General features: G+C 71.9%; 13 protein-coding genes. 3 read left to right on the plus strand and 10 right to left on the minus strand.

Going from position 1 to position 16,627, the window contains the following annotated elements; all coding sequences use genetic code 11:
* Positions 1 to 5 precede the first annotated feature (5 nt).
* On the minus strand, positions 6 to 746 hold the full coding sequence (gene dapB / locus ACQBJO_RS10885) for a 4-hydroxy-tetrahydrodipicolinate reductase (protein ID WP_421007315.1): 741 nt from the start codon (positions 744 to 746) through the stop codon (positions 6 to 8).
* A gap of 114 nt (positions 747 to 860) precedes the next feature.
* Between dapB and ACQBJO_RS10890 the strand changes: the two genes are divergently transcribed.
* Positions 861 to 1,004: a hypothetical protein gene (locus ACQBJO_RS10890; protein WP_421007316.1), complete on the plus strand. Its 144-nt coding sequence runs from the start codon at positions 861 to 863 to the stop codon at positions 1,002 to 1,004.
* Positions 1,005 to 1,086: 82 nt separating this feature from the next.
* Here the strand turns inward: ACQBJO_RS10890 and ACQBJO_RS10895 are convergent, their stop codons facing one another.
* From ACQBJO_RS10895 to lpdA, 4 genes are all read right to left on the minus strand, one after another.
* Positions 1,087 to 2,715 (minus strand): hypothetical protein, encoded by a 1,629-nt coding sequence (locus ACQBJO_RS10895; RefSeq protein ID WP_421007317.1) that lies wholly within the window; start codon positions 2,713 to 2,715, stop codon positions 1,087 to 1,089.
* A 160-nt stretch (positions 2,716 to 2,875) separates the two neighbouring features.
* Positions 2,876 to 5,281, minus strand: a complete 2,406-nt coding sequence (locus ACQBJO_RS10900; RefSeq protein ID WP_421007318.1) for a polyribonucleotide nucleotidyltransferase — start codon at positions 5,279 to 5,281, stop codon at positions 2,876 to 2,878.
* A 170-nt stretch (positions 5,282 to 5,451) separates the two neighbouring features.
* Entirely contained in the window at positions 5,452 to 5,721 is a 270-nt protein-coding gene (gene rpsO, locus ACQBJO_RS10905) for a 30S ribosomal protein S15 (RefSeq protein ID WP_255183830.1), read from the minus strand.
* A 172-nt stretch (positions 5,722 to 5,893) separates the two neighbouring features.
* Positions 5,894 to 7,291 carry a dihydrolipoyl dehydrogenase gene (lpdA, locus tag ACQBJO_RS10910; protein ID WP_421007319.1) on the minus strand — a complete coding sequence of 466 codons (1,398 nt, stop codon included), beginning with the start codon at positions 7,289 to 7,291 and terminating at the stop codon, positions 5,894 to 5,896.
* 74 nt (positions 7,292 to 7,365) lie between these two features.
* Here lpdA and ACQBJO_RS10915 point away from each other — a divergent pair, with 74 nt between their 5' ends.
* Both ACQBJO_RS10915 and ACQBJO_RS10920 read left to right on the plus strand, forming a co-directional pair.
* Positions 7,366 to 9,660, plus strand: coding sequence for a carbon starvation CstA family protein (locus ACQBJO_RS10915; RefSeq protein ID WP_421007320.1), 2,295 nt, complete (start codon positions 7,366 to 7,368; stop codon positions 9,658 to 9,660).
* The gene (locus ACQBJO_RS10920) at positions 9,660 to 9,863 is read left to right on the plus strand and encodes a YbdD/YjiX family protein (protein WP_421007321.1); all 204 of its coding nucleotides are present in this window, start codon (positions 9,660 to 9,662) and stop codon (positions 9,861 to 9,863) included. The genes ACQBJO_RS10915 and ACQBJO_RS10920 overlap by 1 nt, the downstream gene beginning before the upstream one ends.
* An 18-nt stretch (positions 9,864 to 9,881) precedes the next feature.
* Here ACQBJO_RS10920 and ACQBJO_RS10925 read toward each other — a convergent pair whose 3' ends face one another.
* From ACQBJO_RS10925 to ACQBJO_RS10945, 5 genes are all read right to left on the minus strand, one after another.
* Entirely contained in the window at positions 9,882 to 12,236 is a 2,355-nt protein-coding gene (locus ACQBJO_RS10925; protein ID WP_421007322.1) for an esterase-like activity of phytase family protein, read from the minus strand.
* 85 nt (positions 12,237 to 12,321) lie between these two features.
* A complete protein-coding gene (locus tag ACQBJO_RS10930) occupies positions 12,322 to 14,283 on the minus strand; it encodes a peptidoglycan D,D-transpeptidase FtsI family protein (RefSeq protein WP_430407103.1) in 1,962 nt (653 codons plus the stop codon).
* 29 nt (positions 14,284 to 14,312) lie between these two features.
* Entirely contained in the window at positions 14,313 to 14,801 is a 489-nt protein-coding gene (gene mreD / locus ACQBJO_RS10935) for a rod shape-determining protein MreD (protein ID WP_255183836.1), read from the minus strand.
* Entirely contained in the window at positions 14,798 to 15,574 is a 777-nt protein-coding gene (mreC, locus tag ACQBJO_RS10940) for a rod shape-determining protein MreC (RefSeq protein WP_255183837.1), read from the minus strand. Before mreC ends, mreD begins: the two co-directional genes overlap by 4 nt.
* On the minus strand, positions 15,574 to 16,626 hold the full coding sequence (locus ACQBJO_RS10945) for a rod shape-determining protein (protein WP_421007324.1): 1,053 nt from the start codon (positions 16,624 to 16,626) through the stop codon (positions 15,574 to 15,576). The genes mreC and ACQBJO_RS10945 overlap by 1 nt, the downstream gene beginning before the upstream one ends.
* Position 16,627: the final 1 nt, after the last annotated feature.

Here is a 16,627-nt window from a genome sequence, read left to right on the forward strand (position 1 = left end):
CGAGGTCAGAGCCCGAGCACGTGCTCCAGACCGACGGTGACGCCGGGATGCTTGGCGACCTCGCGCACGCCGGCGAGGACACCGGGCATGAAGGAGACGCGGTCGAAGGAGTCGTGGCGGATCGTCAGCATCTCGCCCTCGTTGCCGAGGAGCACCTCCTGGTGGGCGACGAGGCCGCGCAGCCGCACGGCGTGCACCGGGATCCCCTCGACGCTCGCACCGCGCGCACCGTCCGGGTCGTCGGTCGTCGCGTCGGGCACGGCACCCAGCCCGGCCTCCTCCCGGGCGGCCGCGATGAGCTCGGCGGTGCGGGTGGCGGTGCCGCTGGGGGCGTCGACCTTGCGCGGGTGGTGCAGCTCGACGACCTCGACCGACTCGTAGAAGCGGGCGGCCTGCTTGGCGAACTGCATCATGAGCACCGCGCCGATGGCGAAGTTCGGGGCGATGAGCACGCCCACTCCCCCCTTCGCCTCGACCTCGGTGCGCAGCCGGGCCGCGCGCTCGTCGGTCCACCCCGACGTGCCGACGACGACGTGGACGCCGCGCTCGACGCAGTGGCGCACATTCGACTCGCTCGCGGCCAGGACGGTGAAGTCGACGACGACCTCGGCGCCGCCGAGGTCACCCAGCTCGTCACCCTCGTCGAAGCGCCCGACGAGCTCGAGGTCGTCGGCCCCCTCGACCGCCTCGCACGCCGTCGCACCCATGCGCCCCTTGGCGCCGATCACTGCCACCTTCGTCGTCATGGGGCCAGCCTACGAAGCCCCTTCCGGTGAGGCACCACCGGCGCGTCGTTCACCTTCCGTTCACTTTGCTGCTAAAGTCGTAGGTGAACAGAACGTGAACAGGAGGTGTCCGAGATGACCGTTTCACCGATGAAGACCGCGCGTCCCGCGCCCAAGCTGACCTGCATCTGGGTCCCCGTGCGCGGCGCGGACGGCCGGACCCGCATGGAGATGCGCTGGATCGACGAGTCCCGTCGCAGCGCCCGCCGCGCGGCCTGACCGCCCGCCCCTGCACCACGAAGCCCCCGGCACCGCACGGTGCCGGGGGCTTCGTCATGGGGTCACGACCCCGAGGTGAGCGTCAGCGGGGGAAGCCGAGCACCCGGGGAGCCCGAGCGCCCAGCACACGAGCGTCGCCCGAGTCGGGGACGAGGATCGCGGCGCTCAGGGCGAAGTCGCGGCCGTAGACATTGGTCTCGTCCTGCTGCGGGAAGACCTTCTTGTCCGTCGCATCCAGCCTCCACTGGAAGTCGGCCTCGAGGTACCCGCGGTTCTCCCACTCCTGATCCGTGAGCACGAGCAGGCCCTCCTTGACGCGCACGGCCCGAACCGATCCCCCGGGTGCGGTGCGATCCTCGGCACCACCCCACGGATCGGACGAGTTGGCGAAGCGGCTCACGCCCCGGCTCGTCGTGTTCATCTCGGCGCGGTGGTCAGCCAGCTCCTTGGTCACCTGCAGCCCGGGGGCCTCCCCCTCCTCCACCCAGGTCGCCAGGAGGTCGTCGACCTCCTCGGCGCGCTCGAGGTCGTCGGCGCTCGGCGCGGCCTGCGCGGGCGGCAGCGGCGTCGGCGCGCCCTCGTCCACCCAGACCGACGAGTAGCCGCGCCACGGCTCCGTGACGTGGTCTCTGGTCTGGAGGGACAGCCCGACGCCCTTCGACTCGGGGTCGGGGGAGCTCGTGTAGGAGACGACGAACCACTGCGGGTAGGCCGACTGCGGCGCGGCGAAGGTCTCCTCGACCTCGTGGGTGAAGGTCACCGCCTTGGTCGTGGGCCGGTCGACGGCATTGGTCTTGGCCTCGACCAGGTCCTTGGCGAGGACGGGCCCCGCATCCGCGGCCCTCCACCGGCTGCCGTCACCCGTGTGCGAGGCCTTGATCGCCGCGTTGTTGCGCACGTCGTAGTCGTCGAGCGCCGCCTGCGCGTCCGCCGCCTCGAGCGGGACGACCCCGGGCGCCTTGCCGTGGTCGACCTGCTGCGGGATCGAGCACCCGGCGGCCAGCACGGCGACCACGCCGACGGCGGCGACGCGGGTCGCTCCCCGCGTCACGGTGGTGGCCTGCGCCGGGGCGGACTCGGCAAGCGCCTCGGGGGCGGTGGCGGGTGCCGTGCGACGGGCTCGCTTCGCGCGGCGGCCCCAGACGACGGTGCCGACGAGCAGGAGCAGACCGACGACGGCCGCGACGAGACCCGCGACGAAGGCTCCGGGCAGGCCGTAGCCGATGCCCACCTCGGGAGCGGCTCCCCCGGCCTTCGCGGGCAGGGCGACGACCTGCACCGGCGCCTCCTCGGTGAGCGGGACGGCCACGGTCACGTCCTGCGCCACCTGCTGCTCCTCCCAGACGTCCAGGTCTGCGGGCGGGGCCGCCGGGTAGGCGCGGTCACCGTCACGCGGCTGGCTCCCCCCGACACCGTCGGCCGACAGCTCGTCGATCTCGGTGTGCGTGACGCCGTCGAGGTAGTCCTGCACGTGCACCGGGTGCCCGGCCCCGACGAAGACCTCCCCCGTGCTCGCACGTGCCGAGACGACCAGGTCGATGCCCGCGACGTTGAGCAGCTGCGGCGCCGTCGCGATGACCGGCGCGCTGTCGGGCAGTGCTGCGGGCTCACCTCTCCACGTGTCGTCCGGTCCGAGCAGGATGGCGACGGCGACCCCTCCGAGCAGGAGCAGGGTCGCGACGAGTCCGGTGAGCAGGCGCAGTGCCTTCATGGGTCCCCTTGGTGTGGCGTGATCAGGTCACCGCCCGTGGGCGGCTGCGCCCACGCTAGGCGAGGTCCGCCCCCTTCGCCCGTCGGTTGTCCACAGGCATGACGAAGGGGGCCGACCCTCCCGTGTGGGAGAGCCGGCCCGCTGCGTCAGGGACCTGTGGTCAGTCGTCCTGCGACTCGCCACCGTCGGCCGGGGCCGACTCGGTCTCGGAGGACTCGCCGGAGTCGTTGTCGCTGCGGCGACGGCGACGACGACCGCCGTCGCGGCCACCCTCACGACCGCCGTCGCGACCGCCCTCACGGCGACCGCCACGACCACCCTCGTCGTCACCCTTCGAGCCGGAGGCCAGCTCGGCCTCCTGCTCCGGGGTGAGGACCGCGGCGAGGCTGAGCTTGCCGCGCGGGTCGATCTCCTTGAGCTCGACCTGGACCTTCTGGCCCACGCCGAGGACGTCCTCGACGGCGTCGATGCGCTTGCCGCCGACGAGCTTGCGCACCTCGGAGATGTGCAGCAGGCCGTCCTTGCCCGGCGTCAGGGAGATGAAGGCGCCGAAGGTCGTCGTCTTGACGACGGTGCCGAGGAAGCGCTCGCCGACCTCGGGCATCTGCGGGTTGGCGATCGCGTTGATCGCATTGCGCGCAGCGTCCGCGGACGGGCCGTCGACCGCACCGATGAAGACGGTGCCGTCGTCCTCGATGCTGATGTCGGCGCCGGTGTCGTCCTGGATCTGGTTGATCATCTTGCCCTTGGGGCCGATGACCTCACCGATCTTGTCGACCGGCACCTGGACGGTGATGATCCGCGGCGCGGTCGGCGCCATCTCGTCGGGCGCGTCGATGGCCTCGTTCATGACGTCGAGGATGTGCATCCGCGCGTCACGGGCCTGGGTCAGCGCGCCGGCGAGCACGGAGGCCGGGATGCCGTCGAGCTTGGTGTCCAGCTGGATCGCCGTGACGAACTCGCGGGTACCGGCGACCTTGAAGTCCATGTCGCCGAAGGCGTCCTCGGCGCCGAGGATGTCGGTCAGGGCCGCGTACTGCGTCTGGCCGTCGACCTCGTCGGAGACCAGACCCATGGCGATGCCGGCGACGGCGGCGCGCAGCGGCACACCGGCGTTGAGCAGCGACATCGTCGAGGCGCAGACCGAGCCCATCGACGTCGAACCGTTGGACCCGAGAGCCTCGGAGACCTGACGGATCGCGTAGGGGAACTCCTCGCGCGGGGGCAGCACCGGCAGGAGCGCACGCTCGGCGAGCGCACCGTGGCCGATCTCGCGGCGCTTCGGGCTGCCGACCCGGCCGGTCTCACCGGTCGAGTAGGGCGGGAAGTTGTAGTTGTGCATGTAGCGCTTCTTGGTGACCGGCCCGAGCGAGTCGATCTGCTGCTCCATCTTGAGCATGTTGAGCGTGGTGACACCCATGATCTGGGTCTCGCCGCGCTCGAAGAGCGCCGAGCCGTGCACGCGCGGCAGCACCTCGACCTCCGCGCCGAGGGCGCGGATGTCGGCGAGGCCACGGCCGTCGATGCGGACCTTGTCGCGCAGGATGCGCTGGCGGACCTGCGCCTTCTGCACCGAGCGGTAGGCCGCGGAGAGCTCCTTCTCGCGACCGAAGAACTCACCGGGAGCCTCCTCGGAGCCCGCGAGGGAGGCCTTCATGGCGTCCTTGATCTCGTCGAGACGGTCCTCGCGCTCCTGCTTGCCGGCGATCGTCAGCGCGGTCGCGAGGTCGGCCGAGGTGGCCTTCTCGACGGCGGCGTAGGCGTCGTCCTGGTAGTCGAGGAAGATCGGGAAGTCCTCGACCGGCTTCGCGGCCTGCTGGGCCAGCTCGGCCTGGGCGTCGCACAGGACCTTGATGAAGGTCTTGCTGGCCTCGAGGCCCTCGGCGACGACCTCCTCGGTCGGCGCGGTCTTGGCCTCGTTCTTCACGAGGTTCCACGTCGACTCGGTGGACTCGGCCTCGACCATCATGATCGCGACGTCACCACCATCGACGACGCGGCCGGCGACGACCATGTCGAAGGTCGAGCGCTCGATGTCGCTGAAGTTGGGGAAGGCGACCCACTGGCCGTCGATGAGCGAGACGCGGACGGCACCGATCGGGCCCGAGAAGGGCAGACCGGAGATCTGCGTCGAGGCCGACGCGGCGTTGATCGCGAGGACGTCGTACTGGTGGTCCGGGTGGACCGACAGCACGGAGATGACGACCTGGACCTCGTTGCGCAGACCCTTCTTGAAGGTCGGGCGCAGCGGGCGGTCGATGAGGCGGCAGGTGAGGATCGCGTCCGTGCCGGGACGACCCTCACGGCGGAAGAAGCTGCCGGGGATGCGACCGGCGGCGTACATGCGCTCCTCGACGTCCACCGTCAGGGGGAAGAAGTCGAAGTGGTCCTTCGGGGTCTTGCCGGCCGTGGTGGTCGACAGGAGCATGGTCTCGCCGTCGAGGTAGGCGCTGACCGCGCCTCCAGCCTGCTTGGCGAGGCGACCGGTCTCGAACCGGATGGTGCGGGTGCCGAACGAGCCGTTGTCAATGGTGGCTTCGGTGGCGGTGATCTCAGGACCCTCCATCGGGTCCTCCTTTTCTCTCTGCGAACCGGGAGCATCGTCGTTGTGCCCCGGTAGGTCTTCTGCTGTGACGATCTTCAGTTGTCGATCTCTTCAGTTGTGCCGAAGGGAGAATCCCCCCGGATACGCGAAGAAGCGGTCCCCTTGGGCGGGAACCGCTCTCCACGAAGCTGTTATCGGCGAAGGCCGAGGCGCTTGATCAGCGCACGGTAGCGCTCGATGTCGGTGCTCTCCAGGTAACGCAGGAGGCGGCGGCGACGACCGACGAGCAGCAGCAGGCCGCGGCGGCTGTGGTGGTCGTGCTTGTGCTCACGAGCGTGCTCGGTGAGGTCCTTGATGCGCTGGGTGAGCAGCGCGACCTGCACCTCGGGGGAGCCGGTGTCGCCCTCGACGGTGGCGTACTCGGCCATGATCTGCTTCTTGACGTCAGCGGTCAGCGGCATGCTGCGACACTGCTCCTTCTCTGGGTTGTTGCGCGGCGCGCCCGGGCTGGTTCACCGGGGCTCTGTGGATCCGCGGCCGATTTTCACGGCAACCCGTGAAGGTTAGCAGCGGCGCCCCCTTCGCCCATAATCCGGGCGAAGGGGGCGCCGTGGCTGCTCGACGCGTCGGTCGTCAGAGGTTGATCATGTGCCCCGCGATGCCCTCGACGGCCTCCTTGACCGCCTCGGACAGCGTCGGGTGCGCGAAGACGTTGCGGGCGACCTCGTCGGCCGTCAGGTCCCACTTCTGCGCGAGGGTGAGGACCGGGAGCAGCTCGGTCACGTCGGGGCCGATCATGTGGGCGCCGATGATCTCGTTGTGCTCCGCGTCGGCGACGACCTTGACGAAGCCGACCGCGTCGCCCAGGCCCATGGCCTTGCCGTTGGCGGTGAAGGGGAAGGTCGCCGTCTTGACGTCGAAGCCCTTCTCCTTGGCCTGCTCCTCGGAGTAGCCGAAGGAGCCGATCTGCGGGTGGCAGTAGGTCGCGCGCGGGATGAAGTCGTAGTCGACCGGCATCGTCTCGGCGCCGTTCATGTGCTCGGCGGCGACGACGCCCTGCGCCTCGGCGACGTGGGCGAGCATGAGCTTCGCCGTGCAGTCACCGATGGCGTAGACGTTGTCGACGTTGGTCCGGCAGTACTCGTCGATCGCGATGGCACCGCGCTCGGTGAGCTCGACCCCGATCGACTCCAGGCCGTAGCCCTGGGTGCGCGGGGCGAAGCCGATCGCGGAGAGGAGGCGGTCGGCCTCAAGGACCTGCGCGTCGCCCCCCTTCGCCGGGGTGACGGTGACCTTGACGCCGGAGCCGGTGTCCTCGACGGACTCGACCTTGGTGCCCGTCATGACCTTGACGCCGAGCTTCTTGTAGTGCTTGGCCAGCTCCTTGGACACGTCGGCGTCCTCGGTCGGGACCATGCGGTCGAGGAACTCGACGATCGTGACGTCGACGCCGAAGTTCTTGAGCACGTAGGCGAACTCGACGCCGATGGCGCCGGAGCCGGCGATGATGATCGAGCCCGGCAGGTCGTCGTCGAGGATCTGCTCCTCGTAGGTGACGACGTTCTTGCTGACCTCGACGCCCGGGAGCATGCGGGTGGTGGCGCCGGCGGCGATGATCAGCTTGTCGAAGGAGACGGTCTTGGTCTCGCCGTCGTTGAGGGCGACGTCGACGGTGTTGGCGGAGGTGATCGTGCCCCAGCCGTCGATCTCGGTGATCTTGTTCTTCTTCATGAGGAAGTGGACGCCCTTGACGATGCCGGCGCTCACCTGGCGGGAGCGGGCGTGCGTCGGGCCGAAGGACATCGTGGCGTCGCCCTCGATGCCGAACTTCTTCTTGTCATGGGTCAGCGTGTGCGCCAGCTCGGCGTTCTTGATGAGCGCCTTGCTGGGGATGCAGCCCACGTTGAGGCAGACACCGCCCCAGTACTTCTTCTCGATCACCGCGACCTTGTTGCCGAGCTGCGCGGCGCGGATCGCCGCCACATAGCCACCGGGTCCAGCACCGAGCACAACGACGTCGAAATCAGCCATGTCCGACAGCCTAGTCATGACTGCGTTACGTTCGACACACAGCCCTGATCACGACGACGTGGACGAAGGACGAGATGAGCCGAGAGAGTGGGTCGAGCACCCTCATGGAGGAGCGGGACGGCGTGACGACGGTGCGGACCGACCCGGACCGGCCGCCGGTCGCGGTGCGCACCCCGCACACCGTGAGCGGAAGGGAGAAGCTCGGCTTCGCGCTCGTCGCCCTGCTCGGGGCGGTCGGCTGGACGATGATCGCCGTGGTCCGTGGCGAGCACGTCAATGCCGTCTGGTTCGTCTTCGCGGCGGTGTGCACCTACATCATCGGCTTCCGCTTCTACGCGCGCCTGATCGAGTACAAGGTGCTCAAGCCGCGCGACGAGCGCGCCACTCCCGCAGAGGAGTTCGAGAACGGCAAGGACTTCATGCCGACGGACCGGCGGGTGCTCTTCGGGCACCACTTCGCCGCGATCGCCGGTGCCGGCCCGCTCGTCGGGCCGGTCCTGGCCGCCCAGATGGGCTACCTGCCCGGCACGCTGTGGATCGTCGTCGGCGTCGTCTTCGCCGGGGCCGTGCAGGACTACATGGTCCTGCACCTGTCGATCCGCCGCGGGGGCCGCAGCCTCGGGCAGATGGCCCGTGACGAGCTCGGCCGGGTCGGCGGCACCGCCGCGATCGTCGGCGTGCTCGCCATCATGCTCATCCTCATCGCCGTCCTGGGCATCGTCGTCATCGGCGCCTTGGCCCACTCCCCCTGGGGTGTCTTCTCGATCGCGATGACCATCCCCATCGCGCTCTTCATGGGCCTGTACCTGCGCTACCTGCGGCCCGGCGCGGTCGGCGAGGTCTCGCTCATCGGCGTGGCCCTGCTCGTCGCGGCCATCATCGGTGGCGGCTGGGTCGCCGAGCACCCGACGCTGTCGCAGACCTTCACCCTCGAGCCGATCACGCTGGCCTGGCTGCTCATCGGCTACGGCTTCGCCGCGTCGGTGCTCCCGGTCTGGCTGCTCCTCGCCCCCCGCGACTACCTGTCGACCTACATGAAGGTCGGCACGATCGCGCTGCTCGCGATCGGCATCCTCGTCGCGCGCCCCGAGGTGAAGATGCCGGCGGTCACCGAGTTCGCGTCGACGGGCACCGGTCCCGCCTTCGCCGGGTCGCTCTTCCCCTTCCTCTTCATCACCATCGCCTGCGGCGCCCTCTCCGGCTTCCACGCGCTGATCTCCTCGGGCACGACCCCCAAGCTCATCGAGAAGGAGAGCCAGGCCCGCTTCATCGGCTACGGCTCGATGCTCACCGAGTCCTTCGTCGCCGTCATGGCGATGGTCGCGGCCGTGAGCATCGACCAGCACATCTACTTCGCGATGAACGCCCCGGTCGCGCTCACCGGTGGCGAGCCGGGCAGCGCCGCCGACTACGTCAACGGCCTGCCGCTCAGCACCCCGTCGGGTGGGCCCGTGCCGCCGGTCGACGCGGCCACCCTCCAGCAGGCCGCGGACAGTGTCGGCGAGGAGACGATCATCTCCCGCACCGGCGGCGCCCCGACGCTCGCCTTCGGCATGAGCGAGGTCATGAGCGTCTTCGGTGGCGAGTCGCTGAAGTCCTTCTGGTACCACTTCGCGGTGATGTTCGAGGCGCTCTTCATCCTCACCACGGTCGACGCCGGCACCCGCGTCGCGCGCTTCATGTTCTCCGACGCCCTGGGCAATGTCCCCGGCATGGCCCGCTTCAAGGACCCGTCGTGGCGCCCGGGCGCCTGGCTGTGCAGCCTCATCGTCGTCGCCGGGTGGGGGTCGATCCTCGTCATGGGCATCCTCGACCCGCTCGGCGGGATCTACACCCTCTTCCCGCTCTTCGGCATCGCCAACCAGCTCCTGGCGGCGATCGCGCTGGCGGTCGTCACGACGATCATCGTCAAGCAGGGCAACCTGCGCTGGGCGTGGATCCCGGGCGTCGCGCTCGTGTGGGACCTGCTCATCACCCTGTGGGCATCCGCGCTGAAGATCTTCAGCAGCAACCCCAAGATCGGCTACTTCGCGCAGCGTGACGCCTTCGTGGAGGCGCGCGACAAGGGCGAGCTGCTCACCGGCGCCGCGTCGCCGGCCGACATGGACAAGATCATCTTCAACTCGCTCGTCCAGGGCACCCTGTCGATCGTCTTCGCCGTGCTCGTCATCATCGTCGTCGCCGCGGCCGTCGTCGTCATGGTGCGCGCCGTGCGCCACGGCGGGCTGCCGACGAGCGAGACCGAGGGCGTCCCGTCGCGGATCTTCGCGCCTTCGGGCCCGATGGCCACCCCCGAGGAGAAGCAGGTCCTCGCCGAGTGGCGGGAGGTGGGCCTGGAGCCCTCGCCCGCCGCCAAGGGCGGCCACTGATGAGCGCGGCGACGGGCACCCCCTTCGACGTGGTGCGGCGGATCGGCCGCTTCGTGTCGGGGGTGACCGGGGCCGACCGCTACGAGCGCTACGTCGAGCACCTGCGCCGGGTACACCCGGAGCGGACGGTGCCGGCACGGGCCGACTTCTGGCGGGAGCACTACGCGCAGCAGGAGCGCAACCCCGGGACCCGCTGCTGCTGACGCGGACCCCGGGTGCGCTCAGCGGACGTGCGCCCGGGGGCCCCGGCCGCGGCCCGGTCCGCCCCGGCGGTCGTCCTGCAGGTCGAAGATCTCGTCAGCCGATCCCAGGTCGAGGAAGACCGTCTCCCCGCTCGCGTCCTTGACACCGTCGTTGTCGGTGACGGAGTAGAGGTGGCCGTTGCCCGCGATCGTCAGGCCCTCGAGCTTTTCCTGGGTCCAGCCGTTGAGCCCCCGCAGCTGCGGCAGGACGTCCACCGCGAGCTCCTTGTCGAGGACGGGCAGGCGCGCACGGTCGGCCTTCGCCCCCTTGCGCTTCGGCAGGTCGACGGCGTAGACCGCCTTGAGCTTCGCGTCCGGGCCGCCCAGCTTGTCGCGCTCGATGACCGCGAGGGTGTCCTCGTCGACCGCCGTGATCTCGCTCAGGCCGATCCAGTCGCCCTCGGTCTCGGTGGACTCGAGCTCGTATCCGAACCACTCCCACCTGCCGGTGGCGACCGTGTAGCGGCCGATGCGGGTGACCCCCTTCGGGTCGGTGGACGAGGCGCGCTGGACCGCGGCGTAGAGGACCGCATCGTCGCCGGTGCCGTAGCCGGTCACGCCCTCGAAGCCCTGGCCACCCAGCCCGGCGGCCACGCCGACGGGCAGGTCGACCTCCTCGGTCACCGCGCCCTGCGCGTCGACGTGGACCAGTCGGTTGCCCTCGGACCCGCCGCCCTTGACGGCCGTGCCCTCGACGGCCAGCCAGAAGCTGCCGTCCGCGTCAGCCCACAGGCCCTCGACGTCGTAGCCGACGGGCTCGCCGTCCTTGCTGAGGACGAGCTGGTCGGTGATCGTCGCCGGCCCGCCCTCGCGCTGCGAGGCGGTGTCGACGGTGTAGATCCGCGACGGGGAGAGGAAATTGTCCGGGGCCGCGTAGACCTCGTCGTCCGTGCCCGGGACCGCGGACAGGGCGCCGAGCGCCGACCAGGTGATGGGCGCTCCTTCACGGCCGCCGGAGTCGGCGGGGCGCGCGTCGGCGGACTTCAGCGTCGGCGAGGCCGCCGGGCCGTCCTGCAGCCGGTGCACCTGGATCGTGCCGCGGACGAGGTCCTCGGCGCTGTCCTCCTCGGAGGAGATGACGAGCAGGTCGCGACTCGGGATCGGCAGGATGCCCTCCGGGCCGACCGTCGACGGGACGAGCTGGGTGAAGACCGGCTGCGCGGGGTCGCTCACGTCGTAGACCGCGACGTAGTTGCCGCGCTCCGACCCGACGAAGGCGTAGGGCGTGCCGTCGTAGGTGGCCACGGCGATGCCCTCGGGCTCGGTGCCCTTCTTGCCGGCCCGGTGCTCCGGGTACTGGCCGTAGCGGTGGGCGAGGTCCTCGAAGCTCGTCCCCGCGTCCCACGTCACGTCACCGGACGCAGCGTCGAAGACGGTCCAGCCGCGGGTGCCGCCCTTCCAGTCGCCCTCGTTGGCCGTCGCGACGTGCTCGTCGTCGACCCATGCGATGGCGTCGGGCTCGCGGGGCGCCGCCTCGGTGGATCCGTCGAGGCGCAGGTCCCCGTCCTCCTCGTCGTCGACGCCCGTGAGGGCCACCGAGCCGGCGGAGAAGTGGTTGCGGAACTCGCCGGTCTCGGCGTCGAGGATGACGACCGCGTTGTTCTCCTGCAGGGTGAGCGCGACCCGGCTGCCGTCGGGCGAGATCTTCACGTACTCAGGCTCTGGGTCCTGCGAGGTGTCGATGCCCGACAGGCCGGTGAGGTCGACGTGCTCAACAGCGAGGTCGGCGACGTCCTGCGTCAGGTCGATCATCGCCAGGTCGCCCGCCGGCTCCTGGGGCAGACCACCGTCGCCGGCCTCCTCGTCACGCTGGTTCTCCATCGCGATGAAGGCGCGCTCTCCCCCCTTCGTCACGTCGACGGAGTCGGGCTGGCCGCCGAGGTCGAGACGGCCGAGCTCCTCGCGCGTCTGCGGGTCGAGGACGATGACGACGCCCGAGGGGTCGGTGAAGCTCTCGGAGGTGTCGACGACGACGAGCAGCCGGTCGTCGGTGGCGAAGACGCTCGTGGGCTCACCCGGGACCTCGACGAAGCCATCGGGCGCCGGGTGCTCCGGGTCGGTGATGTCGACGAAGCCGATGCCCTCGGACGCGGCGTCGGTGTAGACGACGGTGTTGCCGTCGGCGGTCACGGTCGAGATCTCGGCGACCGACTGCTGGTCCTTCGACGTGTTGGCATAGGCCGGGACCGTGGCCAGCCGGTGGAAGGACCGGCCGTCCGCGCGCTCACCCCCCGGCTGCGGCGAGGGCGCTGCCGTCGAGGACGGGAGCATCACGGTGGTCAGGGTCGCGGAGAGTCCGAGCGCGAGGAGGCTCGTCAGGCGTGGCGTGGGCACGGGGAGGAGGACACCCTGCGCACCCGGCGGGCCGGTGGCGTGGTGGGGACGACCAGGTGATGCCCGGGTGAACGACCGGGGCCGCTCAGTGCCGGCGCAGCTCCTCGTGGATCTCGCGGGCGATCGGCGCCGCCGTCGCGCCGCCCGTGCCGCCCTGCGAGACCGAGACCGCGACGACATAGCGCGGCCGGCTCGTCGGCGCCCACGAGACGAACCACGCGGTGTCCTGCTTGCCGTAGACCTCGGCCGTGCCGGTCTTGCCCGCCACGGGCCACTGACGAAGCGGGAAGCCGACGAAGGCGGAGTGGGCGGTGCCGCCGGGGGCGCTGACGACGTCGCCGAGCGCGGTCCGCAGCAGGGTCCCGGCTCCCTTCGGCAGCTCGACCTCGCGGCTGTCGGCCACGTCGATGCGGCTGCGGGTGCCGTCGGGCGCGACCGTCGCGCGTCCGAGGTGCGGGCTGGGCTCGTCGCCATCGGTGGCGATGGTGCCGTAGACCCGAGCCATCTGGAGCAGCGTCGCGGTCACATCGCCCTGGCCGATCGAGAGGTTGGCCTCGTCGCCGGGGCGGAACTGGTAGCCGCTCTCGCAGTTCTCCTCGGCCAGGGCCGTGAGGTAGGCACGCCGGGTGCGATCGGCGATCTCGGGGTGACCGCGCTTCGCCTCGCGGCAGGACGCGTCCTTCGTCGACTCCCACCACTCGCGCTTCCACGCGCGCCCGGGGATGCGGCCGGTGGCCTCGGCCGGCAGGTCGATGCCGGTCGCCTCGCCGAGCCCGAGGTCGCGGGCGGTGTCGATGAGGGGGTCGCCGGCGTCGTCCCGCGCGGAGAGGCCACCCTGGTCACGCCACACGTCCTCGGCGACCCGGTAGAAGACGGTGTCGCAGGAGACCTTGAGCGCCTCGCGCCAGGTGATCCAGCCGTAGGCCCGCGACTCGAAGTTGTTGAAGACCCGGTCGCCGATGCGGTGCGAGGCGGAGCAGTTGACCTCGTCGTCGAGGTCGGTGCCGGCCGCGACCGCCCCGGGCAGCGTGACCGCCTTGAAGGTCGAGGCCGGCGGCTGCGCCACCCCGGTGACCCGGTCGATGAGCGGGCTGCGCTCCCCCGTCGTCAGCCGCTCGTACTCCCGCTGCGAGACCCCCTCGGACCACACCGAGGGGTCATAGGTCGGGACGCTCGCGGAGGCGACGATCCCGCCGTCCCGCAGGTCGAGCACGACGGCCGCGGCCGTGTCGGCGCGGTGGCCGCGGTCACGGGCCTCGCGCACGCCGTCGGCGAGCGCGCGCTCGGTGGTGCGCTGGACGGGTAGGTCGAGGGTCGTGACGAGATCGGCCCCCGGGACCGGGTCGGTGCTCGAGACCTCCTCGACCGCCACGCCGCGCCCGTCGACCCGCACGACCCGCTCCCCCGGCGTGCCCCGCAGCTGCGCGTCGTACTGCCGCTCCAGACCGGTGACGCCGACGAGGTCGTCGGCCGTGATCGCACCGTCGGACTCCTCGACGGTCTGCGGGTCGGCCCGGGCCAGATAACCGGTCGTCTGCGGTGCGCCGCCACCGGACGCGCGCGGGTAGGCCCGCACCGGCTGCGTCGTCACGGCGACGCCCGGGTAGAGCTCGGGCCGCTCGGTGAGGGTTGCCGCGTCGCGCGCGCTGACGTCCTCGGCGACCGGCACCGGCACGAGCGCGGAGCCGGACCAGCACGACGGCGGGTCGGCGGCCCCGGGCGCCCCGCACAGCGTCGTGCGTCCCCACAGCCGGTCGAAGGGGAGGTCCAGCGCCTGCGCGAGGCGGCGCACCGTCGCCCGGCCCCCGTCCTCGGCGTCGGCGAGGGTCCGCCGGTCGATGGTGACGTCCGTGCGCACGGCGTTGTCGACGAGGGGGCGTCCGTCGCGGTCGAGGATGCGCCCGCGGAGGGCGGGCAGGTGCACGGTCGCGGTGCCCGGGCCGGCGACGACCGCGTCCCCGGCCGGGTGGTCGGTGAGCTGCAGCTGGCCGAGCCGGCCGATGAGCACGCCCGCGAGGAGGGTGAGCACCGCGAGGGAGGCGAGCATTCTCACCTGGAGCCGCGACCCGCGCCGTCTCATGCCCACCTGCGGGTGACCATGGTGGCCTCGAGCCGCTCGACGAGCCCGACGAGGACGAGGCCGAGGGTGGCCGTCGCGAGGACCTGCCAGGCGAGCGAGCCCCACGCGATCGGTCGCGCGCTGCCGAGGTCGACGAGGACGGGCGCGACCCGGGTCACGACCACGGCGAGGGCGACGACGGGCACTGGCCACCACCAGGGGTGCCCCGAGCGGCGGCGGGCCAGACCCGCGACCCAGCCGGCCGCGGCGTAGCCGAGGGCGGTCAGGCCGAGCGGGCTGGAGACCGGGGGCGCCAGGTCGAGCAACCAGCCGCCGACGAGGCCGAGGACGGCGCCGGAGGTCGACCCAGCCGACAGCGCGACCCCGACGACGAGGATGACGACGAGGTCGGGCGGGGCGAGCACCCCACGGGCGCCGAGCGCGAGCACGGCGACGAGCCCCGCGGCGAGCAGCAGCAGGCGCACCGGCCAGCGCAGCCCGGTCACGACGTGCGCCCGCTCGTGCGGCCGGGCCCGGTGACGACCGCGACGACGTCGACGGTGGCCAGGTCGACGGCCGGGCGGACGACGGCGGTGTCGGTGAGGCGTCCCGGCGCCCGCTCGACGCGGGTGACCTCGCCGACGGCGACGCCGGGCGGGTAGGGACGGGCACCGGGGCTGCCGAGCGTCGTCACGGCATCGCCGGGCCGCACACGGTCACGGGTCAGCTGGGTGATGACGAGCTCGTCGGCGCCGTGCGCGGTCGTCGGGTCGGAGCCCGACAGGGTGCCGATGACCCCCTTCGAGCCGGTGCGCACGCCGACGCCGGAGCCGGGAGCCCCGATGACGCTGACGTCGGCGCTCCACTCGCCGACCGAGACCACCCGACCGACGAGGCCGCCGGGAGCGATGACCGCACCGCCGGCACGCACCCCGTCGCGGCGGCCGACGTCGAGGGTGATCCGCTCGGGGCCGGAGGCACCGGCGCGGTCGAGCGCGACGACCCGCGCGGTGACCGTCGGGAGATCGCCGGTGTCGAGCTGCTCGGCCTGCGCCGACGTGTCCTCGCGGTCCCGCAGCCGGCGCACCTCCTCGGTCAGGCGGATGTTGTCGGCCCGCACCCGGTCGGTGTCGTCGGGGCGGGGCGCCACGAGCCGCTCGACCGGACCGAGGACCGCGTCGCCGACGCCCCGCACCGGACCCAGGGGCGCGCCCGCGAGATCCGCCAGCAGGACGAGGACGGTGAGCACCAGCAGCGCCGGCAGGGCACGGCGTCGCATCAGAAGCGGTGGCCGTCGACGAGCACGGGCTGCAGCGCGGCGAAGTCGTCGACGCAGCGGCCGGCGCCACGCACGACGGCGCGCAGGGGCGCCTCGGCCACTCGCACCGGCACCCCGAGCTCGTGGCGCAGCCGGGCGTCGAGGCCACGCAGCAGCGCTCCGCCGCCGGTGAGCGTCACGCCGCGCTCGAGGACGTCGCCGGCGAGCTCGGGCGGGCAGCGGTCGAGCACGTCGCGCACCAGCTGGACGATCTCCCCGACCGGCCCGGCGATGGCCCGCCGGATCTCCGCGGAGCCGACGTCGACGGTCTTGGGCAGGCCGGTGACGAGGTCGCGGCCGCGGACGCGGGTGCTCACCTCGCGGGCGAGCGGGAAGGCGGAGCCGACCTCGATCTTGATGTGCTCGGCGCTGCGCTCGCCGAGGAGCAGCGAGAGGTTGCGGCGCACGTGGTCGACGATCGCGTCGTCGACGGCGTCCCCGGCGGTGCGGGTGCTGCGCGAGGCGACGATGCCGCCCAGGGCGATGACGGCGACGTCGGTGGAGCCGCCTCCGATGTCGACGACCATCGAGGCCTCGGTGTCCGTGACGGGCAGACCCGCCCCGATCGCCGCGACCATCGGCTCCTCGACGAGGTAGACCCGGCGGGCGCCGACGCGCAGCGCGGCCTCCTCGACCGCGCGCCGCTCGACGCCGGTGATGTCGCTCGGGATGCACACGACGACGCGCGGGCGGAAGACGCTCGACATGCCCACCCGGTCGGTGAACCACCGCAGCATCTGCTCGGCGGCGTCGGGCTCGCTGATGACCCCGGCGCGCAGTGGTCGCACCGCGCGCACGGCGCCGGGGGTGCGCCCGAGCATCTCCTTGGCCCGGGTCCCGGCGGCCACGAGCTCACCGGTCTCGGCGCTCACCGCGACGACACTCGGCTCGTCGAGGACGACGCCGCGCCCCTGGTGGTGGATCAGGGTGTTGGCCGTCCCGAGGTCGATGGCCAGGTCGCGCGAGAAGCGCAGCCGCGCCCGCGGGCGCGCCTCTCGCGCTCCCGTGCCCACG

Source organism: Janibacter zhangyanbonis (assembly GCF_050507325.1).
GTDB lineage: Bacteria > Actinomycetota > Actinomycetes > Actinomycetales > Dermatophilaceae > Janibacter.